Annotated in this window: 15 protein-coding genes, 1 tRNA gene and 1 pseudogene; 11 read left to right on the top strand and 6 right to left on the bottom strand. The window is 32.5% G+C overall.

The window, feature by feature from the left end; all coding sequences use genetic code 11:
* Window positions 1–11: 11 nt before the first annotated feature.
* The 4 genes from RG22_RS15760 to ribB are packed head-to-tail and all read left to right on the top strand — an operon-like array spanning window position 12 to window position 6,232.
* Entirely contained in the window at window positions 12–2,390 is a 2,379-nt protein-coding gene (locus tag RG22_RS15760; protein WP_034045003.1) for a DNA translocase FtsK, read from the top strand.
* A 37-nt stretch (window positions 2,391–2,427) separates the two neighbouring features.
* Window positions 2,428–3,063: an outer membrane lipoprotein periplasmic chaperone LolA1 gene (gene lolA1, locus RG22_RS15755; RefSeq protein WP_034045001.1), complete on the top strand. Its 636-nt coding sequence runs from the start codon at window positions 2,428–2,430 to the stop codon at window positions 3,061–3,063.
* A gap of 9 nt (window positions 3,064–3,072) precedes the next feature.
* On the top strand, window positions 3,073–5,055 hold the full coding sequence (locus RG22_RS15750) for an LptF/LptG family permease (protein WP_081997754.1): 1,983 nt from the start codon (window positions 3,073–3,075) through the stop codon (window positions 5,053–5,055).
* A 31-nt stretch (window positions 5,056–5,086) separates the two neighbouring features.
* The gene (ribB, locus tag RG22_RS15745; protein ID WP_034046211.1) at window positions 5,087–6,232 is read left to right on the top strand and encodes a 3,4-dihydroxy-2-butanone-4-phosphate synthase; all 1,146 of its coding nucleotides are present in this window, start codon (window positions 5,087–5,089) and stop codon (window positions 6,230–6,232) included.
* Window positions 6,233–6,234: 2 nt separating this feature from the next.
* Here ribB and RG22_RS15740 read toward each other — a convergent pair whose 3' ends face one another.
* Together RG22_RS15740 and RG22_RS15735 are read right to left on the bottom strand one after the other, a co-directional pair.
* Window positions 6,235–7,428, bottom strand: a complete 1,194-nt coding sequence (locus RG22_RS15740; RefSeq protein ID WP_034046209.1) for a DegT/DnrJ/EryC1/StrS family aminotransferase — start codon at window positions 7,426–7,428, stop codon at window positions 6,235–6,237.
* 149 nt (window positions 7,429–7,577) lie between these two features.
* Window positions 7,578–8,207 (bottom strand): NAD(P)H-dependent oxidoreductase, encoded by a 630-nt coding sequence (locus tag RG22_RS15735; protein ID WP_034044997.1) that lies wholly within the window; start codon window positions 8,205–8,207, stop codon window positions 7,578–7,580.
* A gap of 194 nt (window positions 8,208–8,401) precedes the next feature.
* On the opposite strand from RG22_RS15735, the gene RG22_RS15730 reads away from it, so the two are divergent.
* A tRNA-Ser gene (locus RG22_RS15730) sits at window positions 8,402–8,486 on the top strand.
* Between the two features lie 291 nt (window positions 8,487–8,777).
* On the opposite strand, the gene RG22_RS15725 is transcribed toward RG22_RS15730, so the two are convergent.
* Together RG22_RS15725 and RG22_RS15720 are read right to left on the bottom strand one after the other, a co-directional pair.
* Window positions 8,778–9,518, bottom strand: coding sequence for a LytR/AlgR family response regulator transcription factor (locus RG22_RS15725; protein WP_034044995.1), 741 nt, complete (start codon window positions 9,516–9,518; stop codon window positions 8,778–8,780).
* A gap of 5 nt (window positions 9,519–9,523) precedes the next feature.
* A complete protein-coding gene (locus RG22_RS15720; RefSeq protein WP_034044993.1) occupies window positions 9,524–11,251 on the bottom strand; it encodes a tetratricopeptide repeat-containing sensor histidine kinase in 1,728 nt (575 codons plus the stop codon).
* Between the two features lie 250 nt (window positions 11,252–11,501).
* Here RG22_RS15720 and RG22_RS15715 point away from each other — a divergent pair, with 250 nt between their 5' ends.
* From RG22_RS15715 to RG22_RS15690, 6 genes are all read left to right on the top strand, one after another.
* Entirely contained in the window at window positions 11,502–11,942 is a 441-nt protein-coding gene (locus RG22_RS15715; RefSeq protein ID WP_034044991.1) for a hypothetical protein, read from the top strand.
* Window positions 11,943–11,953: 11 nt separating this feature from the next.
* A complete protein-coding gene (locus tag RG22_RS15710; protein ID WP_034044989.1) occupies window positions 11,954–12,943 on the top strand; it encodes a hypothetical protein in 990 nt (329 codons plus the stop codon).
* Window positions 12,944–13,322: 379 nt separating this feature from the next.
* Window positions 13,323–14,081, top strand: coding sequence for a hypothetical protein (locus tag RG22_RS15705; protein ID WP_156113404.1), 759 nt, complete (start codon window positions 13,323–13,325; stop codon window positions 14,079–14,081).
* A 93-nt stretch (window positions 14,082–14,174) separates the two neighbouring features.
* Window positions 14,175–15,650: an ankyrin repeat domain-containing protein gene (locus RG22_RS15700; RefSeq protein ID WP_162183658.1), complete on the top strand. Its 1,476-nt coding sequence runs from the start codon at window positions 14,175–14,177 to the stop codon at window positions 15,648–15,650.
* Window positions 15,651–15,691: 41 nt separating this feature from the next.
* Window positions 15,692–16,978, top strand: a complete 1,287-nt coding sequence (locus RG22_RS15695; RefSeq protein WP_034044982.1) for an ankyrin repeat domain-containing protein — start codon at window positions 15,692–15,694, stop codon at window positions 16,976–16,978.
* Between the two features lie 17 nt (window positions 16,979–16,995).
* Window positions 16,996–17,469, top strand: coding sequence for a hypothetical protein (locus tag RG22_RS15690; RefSeq protein ID WP_034044980.1), 474 nt, complete (start codon window positions 16,996–16,998; stop codon window positions 17,467–17,469).
* Window positions 17,470–17,829: 360 nt separating this feature from the next.
* Here RG22_RS15690 and RG22_RS15685 read toward each other — a convergent pair.
* Together RG22_RS15685 and RG22_RS15680 are read right to left on the bottom strand one after the other, a co-directional pair.
* A pseudogene (locus RG22_RS15685) lies at window positions 17,830–19,086 on the bottom strand (DUF6786 family protein).
* A gap of 195 nt (window positions 19,087–19,281) precedes the next feature.
* Window positions 19,282–22,614, bottom strand: coding sequence for a VCBS repeat-containing protein (locus RG22_RS15680; protein WP_034044978.1), 3,333 nt, complete (start codon window positions 22,612–22,614; stop codon window positions 19,282–19,284).
* Window positions 22,615–22,792 lie beyond the last annotated feature (178 nt).

Below are 22,792 nucleotides of genomic sequence, written 5' to 3'. Positions count from 1 at the left end.
GGAAAGTAAATATGGCGAAGAAAAAAACAAAGACTAACAAAGCACCAAAACGAAAAATTAAAAAGCCTAATTTAAAGCTATCTAGTCAGCAAAAACTGGTATTAGGTAGTTTCTTAGTTATTTTGGGTTTATTGTTATGCATTGCTTTTATTTCGTTTTTCTTTACTGGAGAAGCAGACCAAAGTAGTTTATCAAATTTCACATCGCGCGAAGCTGAAACTCAAAATTGGTTAAGCAAAAGTGGTGCTTGGTTAAGCGACTTATTTATCCAACGTGGCTTTGGTGTAGCATCTTTTATATTTTCTGGATTAGTATTTCTTTCAGGTGTATATGTTTTAATGGATATTGCCAAAGCAAAATTACGCCAACATTGGTTTTGGGGTATTTTAATTATTATTTGGCTGTCTGTTCTTTTTGGATTTTTTGGCGATAAAAATGACATTCTCGGAGGAACTATAGGTTTTGAGATAAATACGTTTCTGCAAGATTACATTGGGAAAATCGGGACTTCACTCCTACTTTTATTTGGTTTAATCTCCTATTTAGCCATTCGTTTCAAAGTCACATTTCAAAGTATTGCAAAACTTTTCACATCTGCTAAAAAAGACATAAAAGATGAATTTTCTCAAGCGAATGAGGAGTTTTCTATTCCTTTAGATAATAATTTATCTGAAGAAGCTAAAGCTATTAAAACGGCTTTTGATATTCCTTTAGAAAACAAAAACCCTACTGTAAAAAAAGAAACTAAACCTGAAACCGCAACACCTTTGGAAGTAAAAGTAACCGAGGAAGAAGAAGAATCAGATTTAGAAATGAAGGTTGAAACTGTAGCCGAAGAACAATCCGAAACCGATAATTTAGCCAATAAACTAGTTGAAGATTTTGGACAATTCGACCCTACTTTAGAGTTAAGTAACTATCAATTTCCGCCACTCGATCTTCTAAAAAAATACGGTACCGAAGGCATTACTATCAATCAAGAAGAACTTGAGGAAAACAAAAATAAAATTGTTGAAACTTTAAGCAATTACAAAATTGGCATTGCCAGTATAAAAGCGACTATAGGACCAACAGTAACACTTTACGAAATTGTACCAGAAGCTGGAGTGCGTATTTCAAAAATCAAGAATTTAGAAGACGATATTGCTTTATCGCTTTCCGCACTTGGTATTCGTATTATTGCGCCCATTCCAGGAAAAGGAACTATTGGTATTGAAGTACCCAATAAGAATTCAACCATAGTTTCTATGCGTTCGGTAATTGCTTCAAAAAAGTTTCAAACCTCCGAAATGCAATTACCAATTGCTTTGGGTAAAACCATTAGCAACGAAACCTTTGTTGTCGATCTTGCAAAAATGCCGCACTTACTTATGGCTGGTGCCACTGGACAAGGAAAATCGGTTGGTTTAAATGCGGTTTTAACATCACTTTTATATAAGAAACATCCTGCTGAAGTTAAGTTTATTTTAGTCGATCCTAAAAAAGTAGAGCTTACACTTTTTAATAAAATTGAACGTCATTATTTAGCAAAATTACCAGATAGTGAAGACGCGATTATCACAGATAACACTAAGGTAATCAATACATTGAACTCATTATGTATTGAAATGGATAATCGCTACGAATTGCTTAAAAATGCATTATGTAGAAATATAGCCGAATACAATGCTAAGTTTAAAGCACGAAAATTAAACCCGAATGATGGGCATCAATTTTTACCATACATAGTTTTAGTAGTCGATGAGTTTGCAGATTTAATAATGACTGCTGGTAAAGAGGTGGAGACACCTATTGCACGTTTAGCACAATTAGCGCGTGCCATTGGCATACACTTAATTATTGCAACGCAGCGTCCGTCAGTTAATGTGATTACGGGTATTATTAAAGCCAATTTCCCAGCTCGTATTGCTTTTAGAGTAACCAGTAAAATAGATTCGCGAACCATTTTAGATGGCTCTGGAGCAGACCAACTTATTGGTCGTGGCGATATGTTATTTACACAAGGTAACGATGTAATTCGTGTACAATGTGCTTTTGTTGATACGCCAGAAGTAGAAAAAATAACCGAATATATTGGTTCACAAAAAGCATATCCAGAAGCCTACCAATTACCAGAATATATTGGTGAGGAAAGTGGCACAAGTCTTGATATAGATATATCTGACCGAGATAAACTGTTTAAAGATGCTGCTATTGTTATTGTTACAGCGCAACAAGGTTCTGCATCTTTACTACAACGAAAATTAAAATTGGGATACAATAGAGCGGGCAGAATAATTGATCAATTAGAAGCTGCAGGTATTGTTGGTCCTTTTGAAGGCAGCAAAGCCAGACAGGTTTTGGTGACAGATTTAATTGCTCTTGATCAGCATTTAGAAAATGAATTATAATTAAAGCCCATAATGGGCAATTGGCAAAGTTAAAAAGATGAAAAAAATTATTAGCATATTATTAATTACACTTTCAGTTAGCGCCTTTTCTCAAAACAAAGGAAAATCATTATTACAAGACGTTTCTGCAAAAGTAAAAAGCTATGAGAATATTTCACTAGACTTTAAATATGTGCTTGAAAATACTTCTGAAAACATAAAACAAGAAACCCGTGGCGATGTGGTAATGCAAGGTGAGAAATACAGATTAAACATTCTTGGAATTACGCGTCTTTTTGATGGCAAAACCATGTATAGTATTAGTCCAGGAGATGAAGAAGTTACCATTTCATCTGATAATACTGGTGAAGAAGATAATATAACTCCAAGTAAAATGCTATCGTTTTATGAAGATGGTTATACATACTCCATGGATATAGAACAAAATATAAAAGGCAGAAAAGTACAATACGTTAAATTAACACCAATTGATTCAAACTCTGAAATTAAGCACATTCTTTTAGGCATTGATAAACAAACAAAACACATTTACAACCTAATTCAAATTGGTAAAAACGGAACAAAAACAACGCTTACTGTTAATTCTTTTAAAACAAACGAACCTTTATCAAAAACCTTATTTACCTTTGATGCTAATAAATACAAAGATTATTACATCAATAAACTAGATTAGGTAACTTTTGTGAAAATTCTTGACCGTTACATACTAACTACATATCTTAAAACTTTTCTCAGCGTATTTGTAATTCTTTTGCTGATTTTTGTTTTGCAAACCATTTGGCTTTATATAAAAGAGCTTGCTGGCAAAGATTTAGATATGGTTGTGGTTTTTAAGTTTCTGGCGTATTTTATGCCAAAGCTAATTCCATTAGTTATACCACTCACCATATTATTATCCTCTATTATGGTGTTTGGTAGTTTTGCTGAGAATTATGAGTTTGCAGCTATGAAATCAACAGGAATTTCTCTGCAACGTGCCATGTCTGGACTTAGCGTATTCATAGTTCTTTTAGGCTTTACTACATTTATGTTTTCTAATAACGTAATTCCGTGGGCAGAATACAACTCGCTTAACTTACGAAAAAACATTGCGAAACTTAAGCCTGCGATGCTTTTAGCCGAAGGACAGTTTAACGATGTTGGAGATTACAACATAAAATTTGCAAGTAAAAGTGGAGATAAAGGGCAATTTCTTAATGATGTTGTTATTCATATTAAGGGTACTGATAAAAGATCAAACGCAACCACTATAAAATCTGTTTCTGGAGAGCTTGTTGGTAAAGAAACATCAAATGTTTTAAAACTTATTTTATCTGATGGAAATTATTACAATGACATTTATCGTAAAAATTTAAAAGAAAGAAATAAGAGCCCTTTTGCCAAAAGTACATTTGAAAAATATACCATTAATATTGACTTATCGCAAATAAATGACAATGTTGATATTGATGATAAATCGTATTCAGATAAATACAACATGCTTAATTTAAGCGAGTTAAACTACACTATTGATTCGCTTACTCAAAAACGAAATGCAGCACACAAGACACTTTCTAAAAATTTATATCAACGCACCAATATTACTAGATTAAAAAATGTAGATATACCAAAATCTAAGTCAAAACCTACAAGTAGTTCTATTTATAGTGGAGAAATATTAGATTTATTTGAAACTAAAAACAAATCACAACTTCTCGATTTAGCGTTAAGGAACATTAAAAGCACGAAACAAATTATTGAATCTAAAGAAGTTGAACAAAAATTAGCTAAAAGTAATTATAATAAACACATTGTTTCTTTTCACGAAAAACTAGCCCTTGGTTTTGCATGTGTTATTCTATTTTTCGTTGGTGCACCACTTGGTGCTTTAATACGTAAAGGTGGTATTGGTTTGCCAATGGTAATAGCCATCGTGCTATTTTTAGCCTATCATTTTATTGGTATTTTTGCCATAAATAGTGCAAAAAGTGGTGATTTTAACCCTATACTTGCCAGTTGGTTTTCTACACTTGTTATGTTTCCATTGGGTGTATTTTTAACTAAAAGAGCTACAGAAGATAAAGGCTTATTTGAAGTTGGGAATATTATAGAACCACTGAAAAAAATATTCAATATTAAAGCTAAAAACAGTGTTAATTATAAATTTCTTTCAACATATACAGATGAGAAACTTATTGATGCAATTAATAATTATGAAACGCTTGGGCATCATGAAAACGTAAGATATGAAGCTATAAAAATTCTAAATTCAAGAGGTACTAAAATAGATGAATTAAGAAGCAATAATGTATCAATTAGTAAAACATTTGATGACTCTAAAACCATTTCAGCTAACTACAAAATACATTCAAAATTCGCTATTGTGTTGTATAGTATAGGCGTTATTTTACTAGTATTATTCTTTGTATTTAAAAACAATAAGATGCCTTCGTTACAGTCAGCATCAATTCAACTTAGTACCGTTGCTTTATTTTTATACATTATTTACTATATAAAATCCCTTTTTAATTTAAACCATTTTTACAGCCATATTAATAAAAAAGAAAAGATGCCAAACATTATGTTTTTAATAATTGGTATGCCCTTATACATAATAGTTTATCCTTTTTTAAATGTAAAAATTAATGAGGACTTAAAACAAAATTGTTTAGATAGTTTAAAATAAGCAATATCTTTGTACTATGATTTTAGAACCTATGACAACAAATAAAACTTCGGAATTTAAACTAAATACCATCCACGAAGCGATAGACGATATAAGAAATGGAAAAGTTATTATTGTTGTTGATGATGAAAACCGTGAAAACGAAGGCGATTTTGTAGCCGCCGCCGATAAGGTTACGCCACAAATGATAAATTTTATGGCAACCCACGGAAGAGGACTTATATGTACGCCACTTACAGAAAATAGGTGCAAAGAGCTTGAACTCAATATGATGGTTCGCAATAACACCGACCCTATGGAAACGGCATTTACAGTATCGGTAGATTTAAGAGGTAATGGAGTTACTACTGGTATTTCGGCTAGTGATAGAGCTAAAACGGTAAAGGCTTTAATAGATCCAAATACGAAACCATTTGAATTAGGGAGACCAGGACATATATTTCCGTTAGTAGCCAAAGAAGGTGGTGTTTTACGACGCACAGGGCATACTGAAGCAGCCATAGATTTTGCGCGTTTGGCTGGTTTAAAGCCTGCTGGCGTTATTGTTGAAATAATGAATGAAGATGGCACCATGGCGCGTTTACCACAGCTTATGGAAGTGGCCAAAAAGCAAAATCTAAAGATTGTTTCTATTGAAGATTTAGTTGCTTACAGAATGCAACACGACTCTTTAATAGATAAAAAAGAAGATTTTGAAATAGAAACTCGTTTTGGAAGTTTTCGTTTAAGAGCATACCAACAAACCACTAATAATCAAGTCCATATTGCTTTAACAAAAGGACAATGGAAAGATAACGAACCTGTACTTACTAGGATTAATTCTACACTGATTAATAATGATATTCTTGGTACACTTACAAATAATGTAGACAAGCAATTAGACAATATGTTTAAGCTTATAAATAGTAATGGTAAAGGTGCTATTCTATTTATAAATCAAGAATCTCAATCTATGAATATTCTGAAACGTTTGTCTTTTTTGAAGGAAAATCAGAGACCTAATAAAATATCCAAAGCTCCAAAAATTAATATGGATACTCGAGATTTTGGTATTGGTGCCCAAATTCTTCATGACTTAAATATTCATAAATTGAGTCTAGTTTCTAATACCGAGCAAACTAAACGTGTGGGTTTAATTGGCTATGGTTTAGAGATTGTTGAATATGTAAAGTATTAAAATTATATAATACTTTTTATTATTTCAACCATTTTTGAAGCTCTATTTCTGACCTCATCTTCCGTCCAAGACAGTTTAATTAAACACGATATATTTCTAGAAACATAATGATCTGATTCTTCGAATGTTTTTGTTTGAAGATATTCTAAACCTTGTTTTACTTCCTCAGAAATTGAATAGAGTGATTTTAAATCTTTAAGATGATTCCATTTTCTAATATAATGCCAATTGTTATTATAATAATTCCAACAGGCATCTACTCCATTTTCATTAAATGCTTTTGAAACGTTGTTGGCAATTTCTAAATCTGGTAAAAAGAAATTTAAAAAAGCATAACTTTCTTCTCCACCTTCTGGAACGGTTCTAAAAGTTACTTCTGGAATTTGCGATAAAGCATCGCGTAAAATGGTGTAGTTTCTTTTTTGAATTTCTAAAAATTCTGGTAATCGTTTTACTTGGGCTAAACCAACAGCTGCGTGCAATTCTGAAATACGAAAATTATAGCCTAAAAACGGATGGGTTTCTGCGCCTCTATCATTACCAATATGATCGTGACCGTGATCGCTGTAATGGTCGGCATTTAAGTAATACTCTTTCTTGTTTGTTATAACGGCACCACCTTCACCACAGGTTATGGTTTTAACAAAATCGAATGAAAAACAACCTAAATCGCCTATGCTGCCTAATGGTTTTCCGTTATAAGTACCGCCAATGGCTTGGCAAGCATCTTCAACTAATAGTATATTGTGTTTGTTTGAAATGGATTGCAACGCATCCATATTTGCCATACTTCCGCACATTTGAACCACCATAATGGCTTTTGTTTTTGCGGTGATGGCTTGTTCAACAGCTTCTGGGTTTAAGCCTAAAGTGTCATCAATATCTACTAATATTGGAATTGCACCCAACATCATAATGGCCTCGAAACTTGCCACAAAAGTAAAGGTTGGCATAATTACTTCATCTCCTGCCCCAACTCCTGCAGATGCTAATGCCACAGATACTGCTGCGGTACCGCTAGATACTAATTGTACATGTTTGGATTGAAACGTGTTTTGTAATTCTTTTTCTAACTCCTTTGCTTTCCAATGGCCGTTTCGCATACCATCAAATCCATAGCGCATAAGCACACCGCTTTTTAAAACATCGTTAACTTCGTTTCGTTCTAAATCTCCAAATAATTCAAATCCTGGCATAATGTATTTTTTTATGTTGTTGCATTGAGACGTTGCTTTTGCGTAAGGGATTGAGGCTTTGTTGAAGCTCTTTTTGTGTTGTTGCACCTATGCAACACAAAAAAGCGACTGCTGAAAGCCCGACCCTTGTGGTAACGCCCAAATGTTTATTATATTTCTATTATAGTTTCTTTAATGGATTTTCTTACTTTTTTAAAGGTTGAAAACATATCGTCTTTCGCTCGGTAACCTACTGGTAATAGCAACACTGATTTTAATCCGTTGTCTTTTAATTTTAGTATACTGTCGTATTTTTTTGAAACAAAGCCTTCCATTGGACAAGAATCTATATTTTCTATGGCGCAAATTGTCATTAAATTACCTAAGGCAATGTAGGCCTGGTTTGTAGACCATTGTTGGCGCTGTTTTATGGACATGTTGTGCATCTTGTGTTCGAGGTCTTTTCTGTATGGTTCTAATATACTATCTGGGGTATTGCGTATCGTTTTTATATTTTTATAATAATTGTTTACATCGGTATTTTCAATGTTACCTTGAATGCAAATTACTAATAAATGTGAAGCATCTAAAACTTGTTTTTGGTTGTATGAATGAGGCACTAAAGTCGCACGTAAGTCTTTATTTTCAACTATTACCAAACTTATGGTTTGTAAACCAAAGGATGTTGCTGTTAAATTAAAAGCTTGCTTTATAATGTTTAATTTTTCTTTGGATAATTTTTTATTTGTATCAAACTTTTTAGTGGCGTAGCGCCATTGTAATTGTTTTATAGTGTCCATTCTTTTTTACAATACTTTACTTTAGGTGCAAAAATAAGGTTTGAAATTTTCTTTTTACTATGAAGCTAGATAAATTAAACTTATACAAAGCGAGATAAAATTTATTTTTAAAAAAGTAGATATTTTATTTGAAAGAAATAAAAAGGGTTCTATATTTGCACCCGCATTCAGGGAATACCTGATGAGGCACTCTAGGAGAAATGGCAGAGTGGTCGAATGCGGCAGTCTTGAAAACTGTTGAGGGTCACACCTCCGGGGGTTCGAATCCCTCTTTCTCCGCTAGGAAGCTCTACTACAATTAGTAGGGCTTTTTTTTATCGGGTATTTCACTTTTTTGTTGCAAGTCCACTTAGGACAAATTTACCTTTCCAGAGCAGCAGAAAGGGTTAACGGAATGAAGAACCAAAAGTGTAGATTATGTCCAAGGCTTTAGTAATGAAGCTCTTTTTCTGAAATGATGTTTTTACGAAATGGAAGAAAATGTGCTGAATGGGATAGCACTTGATTTTCTCACCTCGGGAGAAGAAGAAGCTGTTGATGATGGATTAAATAGAAATAAAACTAAAAAATCTAAATCATATTAATCAGTTTCAAAAAATCTTCTTTTCTTCTTTTGGCTATAGGTATTTCGCATTTATCTATCATAATTACAGATGCATTTGCTCCTTTAATATACTTTTTGATATATGCAGTATTTATAAGGTGAGATTGATGTATCCTAAAAAAACTATTAGTATTTAATAACTCATCATAATACTTTAGCGTTTTAGACGTTAAGATGCTTTTACCCTTCAACAAAAATATTTTTGTGTATGTCCCATCTGCTTCGCAACGAATAATATCTGCAACATTTAAAAAATAAGTTTCTCTTTCTGTCACTATAATTATCTTTTCGTTCTTTTCTTTAGAAGTGTTGTGAAGTAAGGCGTTTGTTTTTAAAAAAGAACTTGTTTCAATAGAATTGTTTAATCTTTTTAGAGTTTCACCAAGTTCTTTATTGTCAATTGGCTTTAATAAATAATCAAATGCACTAAACTTTATAGCTTCTATGGCATACTTATCATAAGCTGTAGTAAATATGATATGAAATTCAATATTTTTAATCGATTTCAGTAAATCGAATGCTGTTTTTTCATGTAACTGAACATCTAAAAAAACTAAGTCCGGATTAAGTGTTTCGATACGGTTTTTAGCAATCTCTACGGTAGAGCAAACTGCGACAACCTGTATAACACTAGAATAATCTATTAATAATGACTGTAACTTCTCTATACAGTGTTTTTCATCATCAACTAATATTGTTTTTAACATTCAATTTAAAATTTAAGTTCAAGTGGCAATGAAAGCTCCACTCTCAAACCATCTTTCTTATCTATGTAGTTAATAGTTCCTTTAGTATCAGTCGTTTTATTGATTATATCTAATCTTTGATTGGTGATTTTTAACCCCATTGAATTTTGGTTGCTTAAATTTTGTTTAGAACCATTTCTTCCTACGCCGTCATCTTCAATAGCACAAACAAGCTTCCCATTTACGTTGTTTATTTCAATCAATACTGTTCCGTCTGTTTCTTTTTTGGAAATACCGTGCCAAATACTATTTTCTATGAATGGCTGTAAAATAAGAGGAGGAATCAATGTATTCTCAACATCAATTGTTTTTTCAATATTGATTTTGAAGTTAAGTTTGTTTTTTAAGCGGAGCGATTCTATCTCGATATATAGTTTTAAAAGTTCTAAATCATCTTTTAGTAAAATCCATTTATTTTCAGAATTTTCCAGAATTGCACGTGTTAATTTTGAAAACTTTCCTAAATATTCATCGGCTTTTTTAACATCGTGATTACCCAAATAGTTACTTATGGAGTTTAAGGAATTAAAAATAAAATGAGGATTCATTTGAGAACGCAAAGCTATTAATTCGGTTTCTGCCATTTTCGTTTTAAACTCAGCAGCCTTTCTTTGCTGCTCTGCATCACGTTTTCGTTTGTATAAGAAATATCCAATTATAAAAAATACTAGTACAAAACTTCCAATGCCAATGGCAGTATTCTTGATGTATGATTGGCGATTTATTTCTGTCTTGGAAATAGTATCCTGTTTATCAAGCTCGTACTGCATATCTTTTTTAGTAAGTTCAGCTTTTTTCTCCTCAGAGGTGACACTATCTCTTAATTGGATGTGTTTTTTATAAGCAGATAAAGATTTCGCATAGTCTTTATCGTTTTCATAGACTTGATTTAGGACAAGCCAAGAGTCTGCTTGCCATTCAACTGCATCTATTTTTTTAGAAACATCTAATGCTTTTTTTGCATAATTTTGTGCTTGAATATATTTATTTTGTAGTACCGATACTTTTCCTAAACTATTTAGTGCAGATGCCTTAATGTATTTATTATCAATTTTATCTGAAAGCTTTAGGGCTTCAGAATAATACATTAGGGAATTCTGATAATCTCTTTTTCTTTTATAAGCCAACCCTTTATTATTGATAATTGCCGCGACAAAAAAAGTATTATCTAATTCTTTAGCTAGAGCCAATGCTTTATCAAAATAGCCAAGAGATTTATCTACCTTATTTGTTTCACTATAAACATTCCCTATATTGTTATACGCTCGAATTTGATTAATCGTATCTTTTCGTTGGATTGAGATATTTAAACAATTGGTATAGTCATTTAATGCCTTGTCAAAATCTTTCATATCGGCATAAATATTGGCAAGATTGTTATATGAGTTAAGTACCAAATTTTGATTACCTATTTTCTCAGATATTCGCAATGTTTTTAAAAAGAAATCTAAAGCTTTTAGGTTATCTGCCATCGTATAATAGATAATCCCTTTTTGATTTAGGGCTAAGGCCATCCCTTGCTCCCAGTTCTTGTCATTAGCAATTAAAAGCCCTTCATTTATATACCTTAAAGCCCTTTCGGGATTACTATAAGTAAAATGATTTGATGCGTTTATTAGGTGTTTACTTCTTATCGTATCACGCTTTATATGAAAATCTAACAGAGTGGATATAGAGTCTTTTTCTTGTGCCAAAGTAGTTTGAAACAAGAAGAAGGTAATGAATATTATCTTAATTTTTATCACGTCATAAATGTAATACTTTTGAAAATCACTTTTTTATTAAATGAATAGAAATAATATTGGACAGTTTTACCACTTACCAATTCATCCTTTCCGAATACCAATTCTATGAAAAAGAGATAGGCTTAAATAATTAAATTTATACTGGTTGTTTTTTTTAAAAATGACTTGAATGAACTAAAAATAACCCTTATTACATGACATGAAAACATTACTCTTATTTATTACATTTTTTATAACAATTCCAAATACTACTTTTCTTGTGAAAAGAGGTTTGTTTGGCAAACAAGAAACAATAAAAAAAATACAAGACGTATACTTAAAAGGCTCTAAAGGTGAAGACTTGTATTTAGCCTATAAGACTTCTGCATTATTTCTATTCTTTGGAGTTTATTTTAAAGATGATGGCTATGTCTTAGGAATCAAAAAAGGCTATGGTTCTTATTATCCATTAGATGAAAAACAAATTAAAGAATTTCAAGAACAAGGTCATTTACCTAATCCTTTGCCAAAATATAGTATTTCTTTTTTTGATTATTTAATGGGGTATTCTCTTTGGATTGTTCTGCCCTTTATTATTGGTTTTCAGATTTTGAAACATAGATATAAAAAACAAGCCAAAGCGAGCCAAAAACCCATATAAACCTAGAAAACATGAAATTTAAGTTTACCATTCTCCTTTTTTTATTTTTAATAATATCATCTTTTTCAAGAGTAGATTCAAAACCAGTAGAGACTCCTCAAAACATTGAGCTGAATATAGATGGATTATACTATGCTGAATTCTATGACTACATTTTTAGAGGGCATTTTGAAAACATTAAAATGAAAAGAGATGACCCAAATTTTCTAATGATTTTTGAGCAATATTTAAGAACCTATGGTGCTAAATGTTCAAATTATTTACCTACTAATAAAGTTGAAATTATGGAGCTGGTTTGTGCCAAAGAAGAAGTAGGGTATAATGGCTATGGGCAAGAAATTAGAAGAGATTGCATAAAGTACAGATGGGATGGCACTGGTCTTTTTGCAAGACCAGATTTATACAATGCCAAAATAGAAATTGAAAAAATACATAAAGCAAACGGGCTGTCTATTTTTTTTGGAATGATAACAGACCAAAATGCTATGGGAAATTCTGTGGACTTAATGCATAGAAGAAAAGGGCTGAATAACGATATGTCTAAATTTTTCACATTAAACCAATGCAATAGCCAAGGTGTAAGACGGTTTGAAGAAAACCTTAAACTATTTGCCCTTGATAAGTCTGGAATACGCATGAAGGGTAGTAGTAAATATGCCATCATGAAAATATCAGGAGGGCCGTTAGGGTCGCAAAATTTTAATAAGTTAGTCAATGACCTAGTTGCAAATCAAGCAAAAACCTGGGCTTTTAATCGTTATAATTCTGGGAGTATTTCTGGCTTATCTGTACTTTCAAAAGATAATAAAGGAAGACCAAGAACTATAAAAGCAAATTATATTTACAAAGGTTTTGGAGGTAATGCAAAAGGATCAGTAAAAGTAACTTTTGTAAATGGTTTGCCAGATTGTATATACTTTTTTGATTACCCTAATAATTGTAAAACACCTAATAGCAGTATTGTAGCGAGTTATTCAGAAGGAAAATACGCTAATAAATAAAAGAGCAAGAGCATGAATTTAAACCTCTCTAAAAATTAAAGTAATTGCTATATGCAGCACGCTATTTATGACGTTATTCTTTCTCTATATTTGAGCTGATAACATATGAAGATTTTAAACCATTTTAACTAATCCAACATCTATGAAAGGAATTTTTACAACGCTCTGTGTCGTCACAGCTATACTCAGTCAATCTATAAACGCTCAAAGAAGAGGCCAATCATCACGAACGAATTTTACACCTATAAGCGAAGCCCAAGCAGAGAACACGGTAAACTTTCTTGGCATTGAGCTTGGCCAAACATTAGCGCAAGTCAAGAAATCCATAGAGGCTCAGGGAGGCGAAGTCGTTTGGCTTGGAAGTGCTGATTCCAATTTCGTGCGTACGAAAGAGTATTTAAAAAATGGACAAGCAAGCTATTTTAGATACGCGGCGCACTCTATACGTAATATAGCACCAAAAATAACCTCATCGCTTGCTTCTAAATCGTATTCTCGTGAAGATATAGTCATAAATCTTGACGTTTATACAAAAGCGGCTGGCGATTTAAAAGACCCTAATAATTTGACTGTCTATCGTATTAATACCTATTTAGGATATCAGCCGTCACCCCTCCAATTAAGACATCCGAACATCAATCCCGTTCAGGTCTCCTATGCAGATTTTCATGCCTTAATGGAGAATAAAGGGCATATTCTGTATCAATCGGGAGCGTTTTTGGTCTATAAAAAAGAGAAAGGTCACAGCATCGATATTGGTGATTTAAAGGCAGCACGGTCAACTTGGAAGAAAATGCAACCTAAGACATCACCATGTAACAAACTCTCCACATTAGCAGATGATTTCCCTAAAAAGGTGTATGACATGATTAATGGTCTTAGAAGCCGAAGTGAAAATGGAGGTAACGCTATTATTCATTACAAACCTTGGAGCGAAATAATTGATACATATGCAGGGCAGGGAACATTCCAAAGTTATACAGAATGTGGAAATGCAACAGTGGTACAACCTATTTTGACTAAAAACCCCAACAATCCAGACAACCCCCTTTTGCATCATGTCAGTATGCATTATCAAAATGCCGCCCTTCTAGATAATGTATTTAAAGGATTTTATAATGCTATTTACAAAGAATAAGAGAATCTGGTTGAACTACTTAAAATCACTATGGGGTATAAATTCATTGTCTCTCAGTTTGAATATTAAAAATCGAAGCATCACATAATGAATATGAAAATAAAATACTTCCTTTTAATTTTAGCGATTATCCATTTTTCAAGCATATTCGCTCAAAATGATCCCTTTGCCAAAATAAAAACATCAAAAGATGCGACAATTTATCTCAAATTAATCTCAGAAAACTTTAAGGCTGGTGATGAAAAGCTTTTGCCTATTCTAATTAACAAAGGTGCAGATGTGAATGTGGTTAATAAGGATAATGTGACGCCTCTTGTGTCCATGGTTTTTGCTAATTCCACACAGGGTGTTAAAGTCCTTTTAGATGCAGGAGCAAAAACAGATATTATTATTCCTAAGTCTTATGACACTCCATTAACATTGGCTATTAGACATGGTGTTAAAAATAAGAATATTCAAATATTTGATTTGTTTTTGAATGCGAAGGCTGATGTTAATTTTAAAAATGGAGATGGATTTACACCACTTTATGCTTCTGCTTTGTGGGGGTCGCCTGTAATGATGGCCAAATTGATTAAAGCTGGCGCTGACCCAAACATAAGCAATTCGAAAACCCCATCGCCCTTACATTCGGCGATTATCAAAAAAGATTTTGTTTTAGCAGAACTATTACTCAAAGCAGGAGCAGATATTAACCTACAAATCTTAAACGGTGAAACCCCATTGGCACGAGCTATAAAATTTGACCCATCGTATTTGGCAAAAAACATCAATAAACTAATTGAGTTAGGTGCGGATGTTAATTTATCTAACAATGAGAAAAAATCACCCCTGCATTTGGCTACCGAAAAAAATAACCTCCCTCTTGTTCAAAAGCTTTTAAAAGCAGGTGCAAAGGTTGATTATCAATCACCTGATGGTACGACTGCCTTGTATATAGCATCTAGTTTTGGATATGCCGATATCGTAAAATCGCTACTAGACGCAAAAGCAAATCGAGAATTGGGTAAAAGAATTAAGAACGTAGTTACTCCAATGACTCCAATGATGATCGCCAGAAAGAACAAACATTCAGCTATTACAAAATTACTTCTACAATCCAAATTAAACACGCCTCTTTGTTCTGGACGTATGAAAAAAGATGATTGGAGTGTAATTTGGAATGATAAGAAATACGAAATTATTAGGACTATAAAAGATACAGACTGCTCTTTAAATCAAAGGTTTTCTCTTTGGGTGTATAGGAGTGGAGAAATGCGCCTCTATACTTCAAATACTTGGGACAAATACAAGAAAATCAAGTTGTTTGTTGATGGAGCAAAGATTTTTGATGGTTATAGTAAAACCTTCAACAATAAAAAAATGCTCGAAAGACTATATAAAGGCAAAACACTCAAGATTGAATTTTGGACGGCAAAAGCGTCGAACAAAACTGTTTATGAAAATGATTTAAAATTTAAATGTTCCGCTAGTTTTTCTCTTAATGATTTTCAGCTTGTAAATCAGATGGGGCAACAAAAAATGCAACAAGCTGCTCGCAATAAACTAAACAATAATTGTAGACACTAAACAGGTCTGTATACGTAGAGGCTAATAATCATTAAATCTAGATGAATAAATCCATTAAATATCTGTTGCAATTTTTCGCAATCATAAGCTTTTTAAATATTTCTGCTCAAAGTGGCGAACCTTTTGCAAATGTAAAAACACCAGAAGAAGCGACAGCTTCGCTTAAATTATTGTCTGAAAAATATAAGGTTGGAGAGGAAAATCTCATCTCTATTTTAATTAAAAAAGGCGCAGATGTGAACCTCAGAAATAGCTATGGAACATCCCCTCTCTTCATGGCCGTTCTCGCTAATTCTACGCAAGGTGTTCGTATTCTGTTGGAAGCATCTGCGAGACCAAATATTCTCCATCCAAAATCAGGAGGGACACCGCTATTTTACGCCGCTCAAAAGAAAAACATCGAAATGGTCAAAGCTCTTATAAAAGCCAAAGCAAATGTAAATAAAGCAACAACACGCGGACTAACACCATTATTCATCGCCACCGTCATGAAAGAGAATGACATTATAAAAGAACTTTTAGAGGCTGGGGCCGACCCCAACATCTATGATAATAAAACCAAGACATCACCGCTCTATATCGCCGCTGAAAACGGGCATTTCAAAAATTTAAGAGCGTTGCTTGATACTGGAGCAAAAATAGATCATCAAAAAACAGATGGCTCTACGGCTTTGTTTATAGCATCGAGCAAAGGTCATGCAGTGAACGTTACATATTTGCTCGCCATTAAAGCAAACCCCCATCTATGTAAAAAAGAGGGTGATCGAGTCATTTCGCCTTTAGCCATCGCCAAAGAAAACAAACGTGGTCAAATCGTATCTTGGCTTCAAAAAGACTTACCGTCTTGCAGCGATAGACTGGAAAAAGATGGGTGGGACTTAACTTGGATGTCTGGTTACTTCTCAATGGAAGCCAAAATGCTCAAAATCAAAAAAGGAAATAAAGCGTATAAAATCACTTTTAAAGGAAATTCTAAAAATGAGATGTCATTTGATTGTTATGCACATATGAGTGATGACATCGTAAAGGACATCTTTCAAATCTTTGTCGATGGTAAAAAGATATATGAAGGACGTTATACGAAAGCAGAAAAAGGACTACAATCTCCTAAAGTTGGTAAAAATGTTATTGATACCATGTCCAAAGGTAGTCTCTGCGAAATACGTGTCATAGGTAATTTAGGTGGAGAATTTCTTGCTGCATCACTTGAGTTTTCTCTTAAACATTTTTCACAAAACTTGACCTTTGCCTGCATGAAAAGAAAACAAGCACAAGAAGATAAAGAGACTGGACGCTGCAAAGCTTTTGTTGGTTGGTTTGGTGATTAAGTTGTAAATTTAGGCTCATGAAGAAATCCATATTTGCGCTTTTTCTACTATCTTTTGCTATCAGCTTTTCTCAAACAAACGGGAAGGATTTAAAAAAACTCTATTCAATAGCGATTGAAAACCACATCAATGCGCAAAAAGAGATCCGCTCAAAAGATATCATCATTCATGAAATACAGTCTTTTAATTTCATCGCAAATGAAGTCCCTACTCGCTATCTTCCTAAATATATAGACGCCTACAAAATCAAATATATTGATATCTATGATAAGAAATACAAGCGCAGTTTAAGAACAGGAAAACGGGTCATTTCTATTCAGCCGATAGCATTATCAGGTGACATTATCACGATAACCCTCATTGATTTTTGGGTGCGCTATAACCACAAAAATTATGATTTTTCTAATCGCGGCGGTAGTGTTTCAACATTCAAATATTCTTCAAGAGGTAAAAGGTGGCAGCACCTTAAAACGACCTATTCTGGCATTTAAATGACGTTCAATTTTGCCCAAACACCACCTGCTACCCTCCTATTATAATCAAACAAGCTGTCTATTTCAAACTAAGATTCACGCTAAACTATCTAGATGTCGAAGAACTTTTAGCTATTAGAGCTGTTAAAGCTAATCATTCTACCATTCAAAAGATGGTAGCCTAGAAAAATTAAATTATGTATAGTTCCTCTTTCTCCGTAAAACAAAATACAACCATTTGATTTTGAACGAATTGTCTTTTTTTTATTTAAGATATTGCACTACATTTGTACAACTCTTTTATCTGTTTTAAAAATCTAATTTTAAGAAAACTATTAAAAAGTTAAAACAAAGTCTTTTTAAGTTGTTTTTGTATAATTATTTTTCAAAAATTTGAGATATGGTTTTCAAAGAAACACCTAAAGTTTCCTGAGCTATAACATCAAGTTTAGCTTTATCTCCTTCAATATGGAAGGTATATTGTATATGAGTTATGGTTTCGTTTGGTGCTAAAGCTGCTGCTGGCGATGATGTTTCTAATTCATAAAAAGGTCCTAAGGGTTTTCCTCCATCTACAGGTCCATCGTTATACGAATTAACAACATCACCGGCAAAAGGTTTTTCTTGTATTTCCCACTTAGAATTCACATAATCTGTCACATCATTTGGTTTGTTATATTTTACTATGGTAAGTATTTCATTTTCGGCATCTTAGCTTCCTAAAACATCTTTTGCTTGTTGTGGTGCTAAACCTATTTTACTTCTGTATTTACCATCTGCTTTAAAATACGCTACGTTTTCTTTCTCAATTAAACGTTCATCAGACAGTTTCCCAAATGATTCGTAAACATTAACTACTTTTTCATCATTGATTGTATAAGGAATAACTACCGTAGTTGTTTCTGAATGTTTAAACATCCCTAGCATCCATATTGAAAGTAATCCGCTTTCTTTTTTCCATGCTTTTTCGCCTACATTCTTTAAATGATTTTCAGTTTTATACCCTACACTTTTAAGACCATCTATAGAAGATATTCCTAAAGTGGATAAAGTTTCATCTTGAGAAATAACACTTACTGTCCTATCAATCTGCATATCGAATGTAAACCCTGAATAATTTGTTAGTGAAGCTGATTTAGTAAAGGATACCTTGCTTTCTGATTGTTCTACAATATCAAAAGGCTCCAAATCGATTAGTCTTGGGGTTTCCCATTTATCAAAAGTAAAATCTTCGCCGTTTTCAAAAAAGATAGAATATTGTCCGCCTTCTGGTCCTAACCAAAAACGTTCTTCTCCTCCATAAACATTAATTTGCGGATTGATTTCTCCCAACTCGTAATGTGCCTTATTTATCCAACCATAACTTTTTCCTTCCATACCATTTGCAGAACTCGTCATGATGCGACCTTGTAACCTAGGTGCAACTGCTACCATACTGTTCCCTGACTCTAGTACTATGAGATCTTTCTCGTAGGTTTTTATAAAATCAACATCTTCTTGAAATGGTCCCGTAATTGCTGTTTCTTCTTGAGATTGAATTTCTTGAGTTTTTTTATTGTTTTTGCATGCTATTAATGCTATAATAAAAAATGCTAGAGTTAAAGTTTTTAATGACCTATTCAAAATTGTTTTCATGGTTTTATTTAATTTGTAATTATTTTATACGATCATTCTATTTTAAGGCTTATACTATAAATCTTATACTGTGTGGATGCTACCAAAAATAGGCTTAAAAAAACACTTCTTGATAATGAATTATTTTTTCGAACTACATTGTTTTATTTAATCTATTTATTTTCAAACATATATTATCTGAGTATCTTTAAAAATTTAATAGCTATACAATTGTATTTCTCCTTCATTTTTTACTGCTATAAAAGCGCTGTTACCATCAGCCAACTCTATATGTTTTAAACCTCTTGTTTCTCCTCGTAGCATCAATCCACTAGTTATAGGTGATACATCTGAAAATTTATTTGCTCCTTCATTTTTAAGAAAAACACCAAAACTTGCATCATTTCTAGGTGTCTCTACTTCCGATTCATATAAATTTCCTGCTAAAACAATATCCTTAAGTCCATCTTTATTAAAATCTTCTGTGTAAATGCAGTTAACAGAGGAGATTTGAGCTTCTATATTTAAAGGCATAGCTGTAAAGGTATCTCCATCGTTTCTATAATAGGTAGTTGCAAATGTATTTGCTTGATAGTGTAAAGAACTTTCTATTTTATTTTGCCCTAAAACATCTATAATTGTAGCGTTACTAAAAGCTTCATAGTTTTTAAATTTCTTTTTTATATATGGCATTTGGTCTGAGCTACATTGTCTACCTCTTAATGGAAATAGGTTACCTTCTTCATAATAACTTAATACAATATCGTTTTTCCCGTTTTCATCAAAATCTTTGCTATAAACTTCAAAAGGTTCTTTTTTAGAAGCTTTGTATTTATAATTCAGACCTAAGTTTCCTGCTATAATGTCTTGATCGCCGTCATTATCCATATCTTCTGTAATGACGCTATACCACCATCCTGTTTGATTTTCAAACCCATAGTTAGTCGTAACATCTTCAAAAATATTGCCATTATTTTTTAACAATTTAATAGGCATCCACTCTCCCACAGTTATAATATCTACTTTATTATCGCCATTGAAATCGGTCCATACCATATCTGTTACCATTCCAATTTCTTTTAACATCGCTGCTTTTTCATTAGTAACATCTACAAAACTAACAACGTCATTTTTACTATTATTCTGTAACAAATAACTACTTGTTGGGTATGGATATTTACCAGGTATTTGTCTGCCAGCAATAAACAAATCTAAATCGCCATCGTGATCGTAATCTGCTGCTTTTACTTTAGCACCGCTAACTAAAATTTCGGGAAAATTGGTTAGTACTCTTTCAAAATTACCTGTACCATCATTAGTATATAATCTATCTTGATAATATTTAGAGTCTTTAGGCTCTTCATTACCTCCACTAACTATGTAAATATCTAAATCGCCATCATTATCTGCATCAAATAACAATGAAGCTACATCTTCATGATGACTGTCATTTTTTATAACTTCCGAAAAATGTTTACTAAATGTTGCGTCTGGATTTTGAAGAAAAAACTGCCCAGAAAAACCTTTAGCTCCACCAATATAAAAATCATCAAGTTTATCTCCGTTTATATCTCCAACAGATAAAGCTGGTCCGTGCTGAGACATTCTATGTGGTAACAAAATTTCTTTTTCATAATCATTATAACTGTTTTCTTGATGCATATAGTTTATTTGAGAAATCTTTGTTTTATTGGTAAATATTGTTTTCTGAGTTTTTAATATTTGTTTTTCTGCTATTAATTCTGTGCTATCTGTTTTATTTTGAACAACTTCAATTAATTTATTTGTACTAATATCTAGTTCATATTGTTTTAGTCCATTAGGCCAAATGACCTCTAGTGTATCTATTTTTTTTATGTTTCCTAAGCCAAAATGTAAAATGGGTTCTACGGATGACAAATACCCTCGTGTTGGCAACATTTCTTGATAAATCTTTGTTTTACCTTTTACTATTTTAACTTTAGTTCCTACGCCAAAGTAATTATCGCTTGTACCCTTTAATTTAATTTTCAGGAAGTTATTATTTGGAAAGCTATCTATGGCATTATTTCTAAAGATAGAGGCAACATCATTCAAATTATTCGTTACCATATCTAAATCGCCATCATTATCTAAATCAACATAGGCACTTCCTTGTGTATAGCCTTCATAGCTAAGCCCCCAGTCTTTATTCCCTTTTTCAAACGTTAAATCACCTTTATTAACAAACACATAATTATCATGTTTTTTTATAGGCATTTTATCTAATATAAGGTGACGATTGTCTGCATGTAATACCCCTTTTTGCTGTAATAATCTATCATAATTATTAAAGTCATTGTGGTTTACATTTCTTCTAATACCGTTACTTATAAACAGATCTTTCCAACCATCATTGTTTAGGTCGCATAGCAAAGCTGCCCAACTCCAATTTGTGTAAGCTATTCCTGCTAACTCACCTATTTCACTAAAAGTTCCGTTACCATTATTTAATTGCAGGTTGTTTTTCATGTATTGATGGTGCAACCCCTTATTAACAGCATCGTAAAATTTCTCTGGAGCCATTCCAGACATATTTGTTTTTCGTTCTTTATTGTTATCGCTGCCCATATCTAGTTGAACTAAGTCGATAAACCCATCGTTATTTATATCTGCAGCATCGGTTCCCATGCCAAAGTTGGCTGTATGGTTAACGGTTGTATTTAGTTTATTTGTAAATGTTCCATTTCCATTATTATAATACATAAAGTCGGGAGAATTAAAATCGTTAGAAACATATATGTCTAACCATCCATCATTATTAAAATCGGAAACAGATAGATTAAGTGTTAATCCAAAGTTGGTAACTCCAGCTTCTTCAGTTACGTCTGTGAAATGATTATTCCCATCATTTCTATATAATTTGTCTTTTTCATCTTCAAGTGGGGTTTTTAATTTTTCTACATAATATTCGTTAGTTGCTTCTAAGGCTGTAGGCACATAGGTTCCTATGTATACATCTAAATCACCATCTCTATCATAATCAAAAAAAACACTTTGTGTAGAATAGCCATTATCATCAAGTCCAAATGCTTGAGCTTTTTCAGTAAAAGTTAAATCTCCATTGTTAATATAAAGTAGATTACGCCTTGTTTTAAAAGGTCCAGAAGAGCAAATATAAATATCAAGCCATCCATCATTATTTATATCGACCATAGTAACACCATTGGACCATCTTAAATTTTCACGACCAGATACCTTGGCTTTATTTGTAATATCTTCAAATTGAAAGTTACCTTTATTTAAATATAAGGCATTATTAACCATATTTCCTACAAAGTAAACATCTTGTAATCCATCATTATTAATATCTCCAACTGCAACTCCTGCGCCATTGTACATGTATGGAAAATTGTAATAATTAAGTTGAGGTACATCTGCAATAGTATTTGAAAACTTTACATTAGTAACTGTTTTGTCTAAGCTAGTAAAACTTAAACTATCAGTTAGTGTAGTATTAGCTTGTTCTTTCTTTTCACATGAAAGTAAAACGGTAATGAGGAAAAGAGACAAAAATATTCTTCGTAGCATTGTAGTAAATTTATTTTGTTCTTTAAAATTAGTATTAAATCTTATGGATATTATATCCCACTATTATTATGGCGTATATTTTAATAAGATTTAGGCAAGAATATATTAGATAAGGGTTATTAAATTTCTATACTCATAAAATTTGAATAATAAAATAATTTTATAAAGAGGAGGTTTT

Origin of the sequence: Wocania ichthyoenteri Th78 (genome assembly GCF_000789235.1) — a bacterium.
In the GTDB taxonomy this organism is placed as follows: domain Bacteria; phylum Bacteroidota; class Bacteroidia; order Flavobacteriales; family Flavobacteriaceae; genus Wocania_A; species Wocania_A ichthyoenteri.
This window is presented reverse-complemented; position numbering and strand designations above follow the sequence as displayed.

What these genes read in the sequence shown, in the direction of transcription:
- RG22_RS15760 (WP_034045003.1), top strand. Translation starts at nt 12, where the DNA reads ATGGCGAAGAAAAAAACAAAGACTAACAAAGCACCAAAACGAAAAATT.
- lolA1 (WP_034045001.1), top strand. Translation starts at nt 2,428, where the DNA reads ATGAAAAAAATTATTAGCATATTATTAATTACACTTTCAGTTAGCGCC.
- ribB (WP_034046211.1), top strand. Translation starts at nt 5,087, where the DNA reads ATGACAACAAATAAAACTTCGGAATTTAAACTAAATACCATCCACGAA.
- RG22_RS15740 (WP_034046209.1), bottom strand. Translation starts at nt 7,428, where the DNA reads ATGCCAGGATTTGAATTATTTGGAGATTTAGAACGAAACGAAGTTAAC.
- RG22_RS15735 (WP_034044997.1), bottom strand. Translation starts at nt 8,207, where the DNA reads ATGGACACTATAAAACAATTACAATGGCGCTACGCCACTAAAAAGTTT.
- RG22_RS15725 (WP_034044995.1), bottom strand. Translation starts at nt 9,518, where the DNA reads ATGTTAAAAACAATATTAGTTGATGATGAAAAACACTGTATAGAGAAG.
- RG22_RS15715 (WP_034044991.1), top strand. Translation starts at nt 11,502, where the DNA reads ATGAAAACATTACTCTTATTTATTACATTTTTTATAACAATTCCAAAT.
- RG22_RS15710 (WP_034044989.1), top strand. Translation starts at nt 11,954, where the DNA reads ATGAAATTTAAGTTTACCATTCTCCTTTTTTTATTTTTAATAATATCA.
- RG22_RS15700 (WP_162183658.1), top strand. Translation starts at nt 14,175, where the DNA reads ATGAAAATAAAATACTTCCTTTTAATTTTAGCGATTATCCATTTTTCA.
- RG22_RS15695 (WP_034044982.1), top strand. Translation starts at nt 15,692, where the DNA reads ATGAATAAATCCATTAAATATCTGTTGCAATTTTTCGCAATCATAAGC.
- RG22_RS15690 (WP_034044980.1), top strand. Translation starts at nt 16,996, where the DNA reads ATGAAGAAATCCATATTTGCGCTTTTTCTACTATCTTTTGCTATCAGC.
- RG22_RS15680 (WP_034044978.1), bottom strand. Translation starts at nt 22,614, where the DNA reads ATGCTACGAAGAATATTTTTGTCTCTTTTCCTCATTACCGTTTTACTT.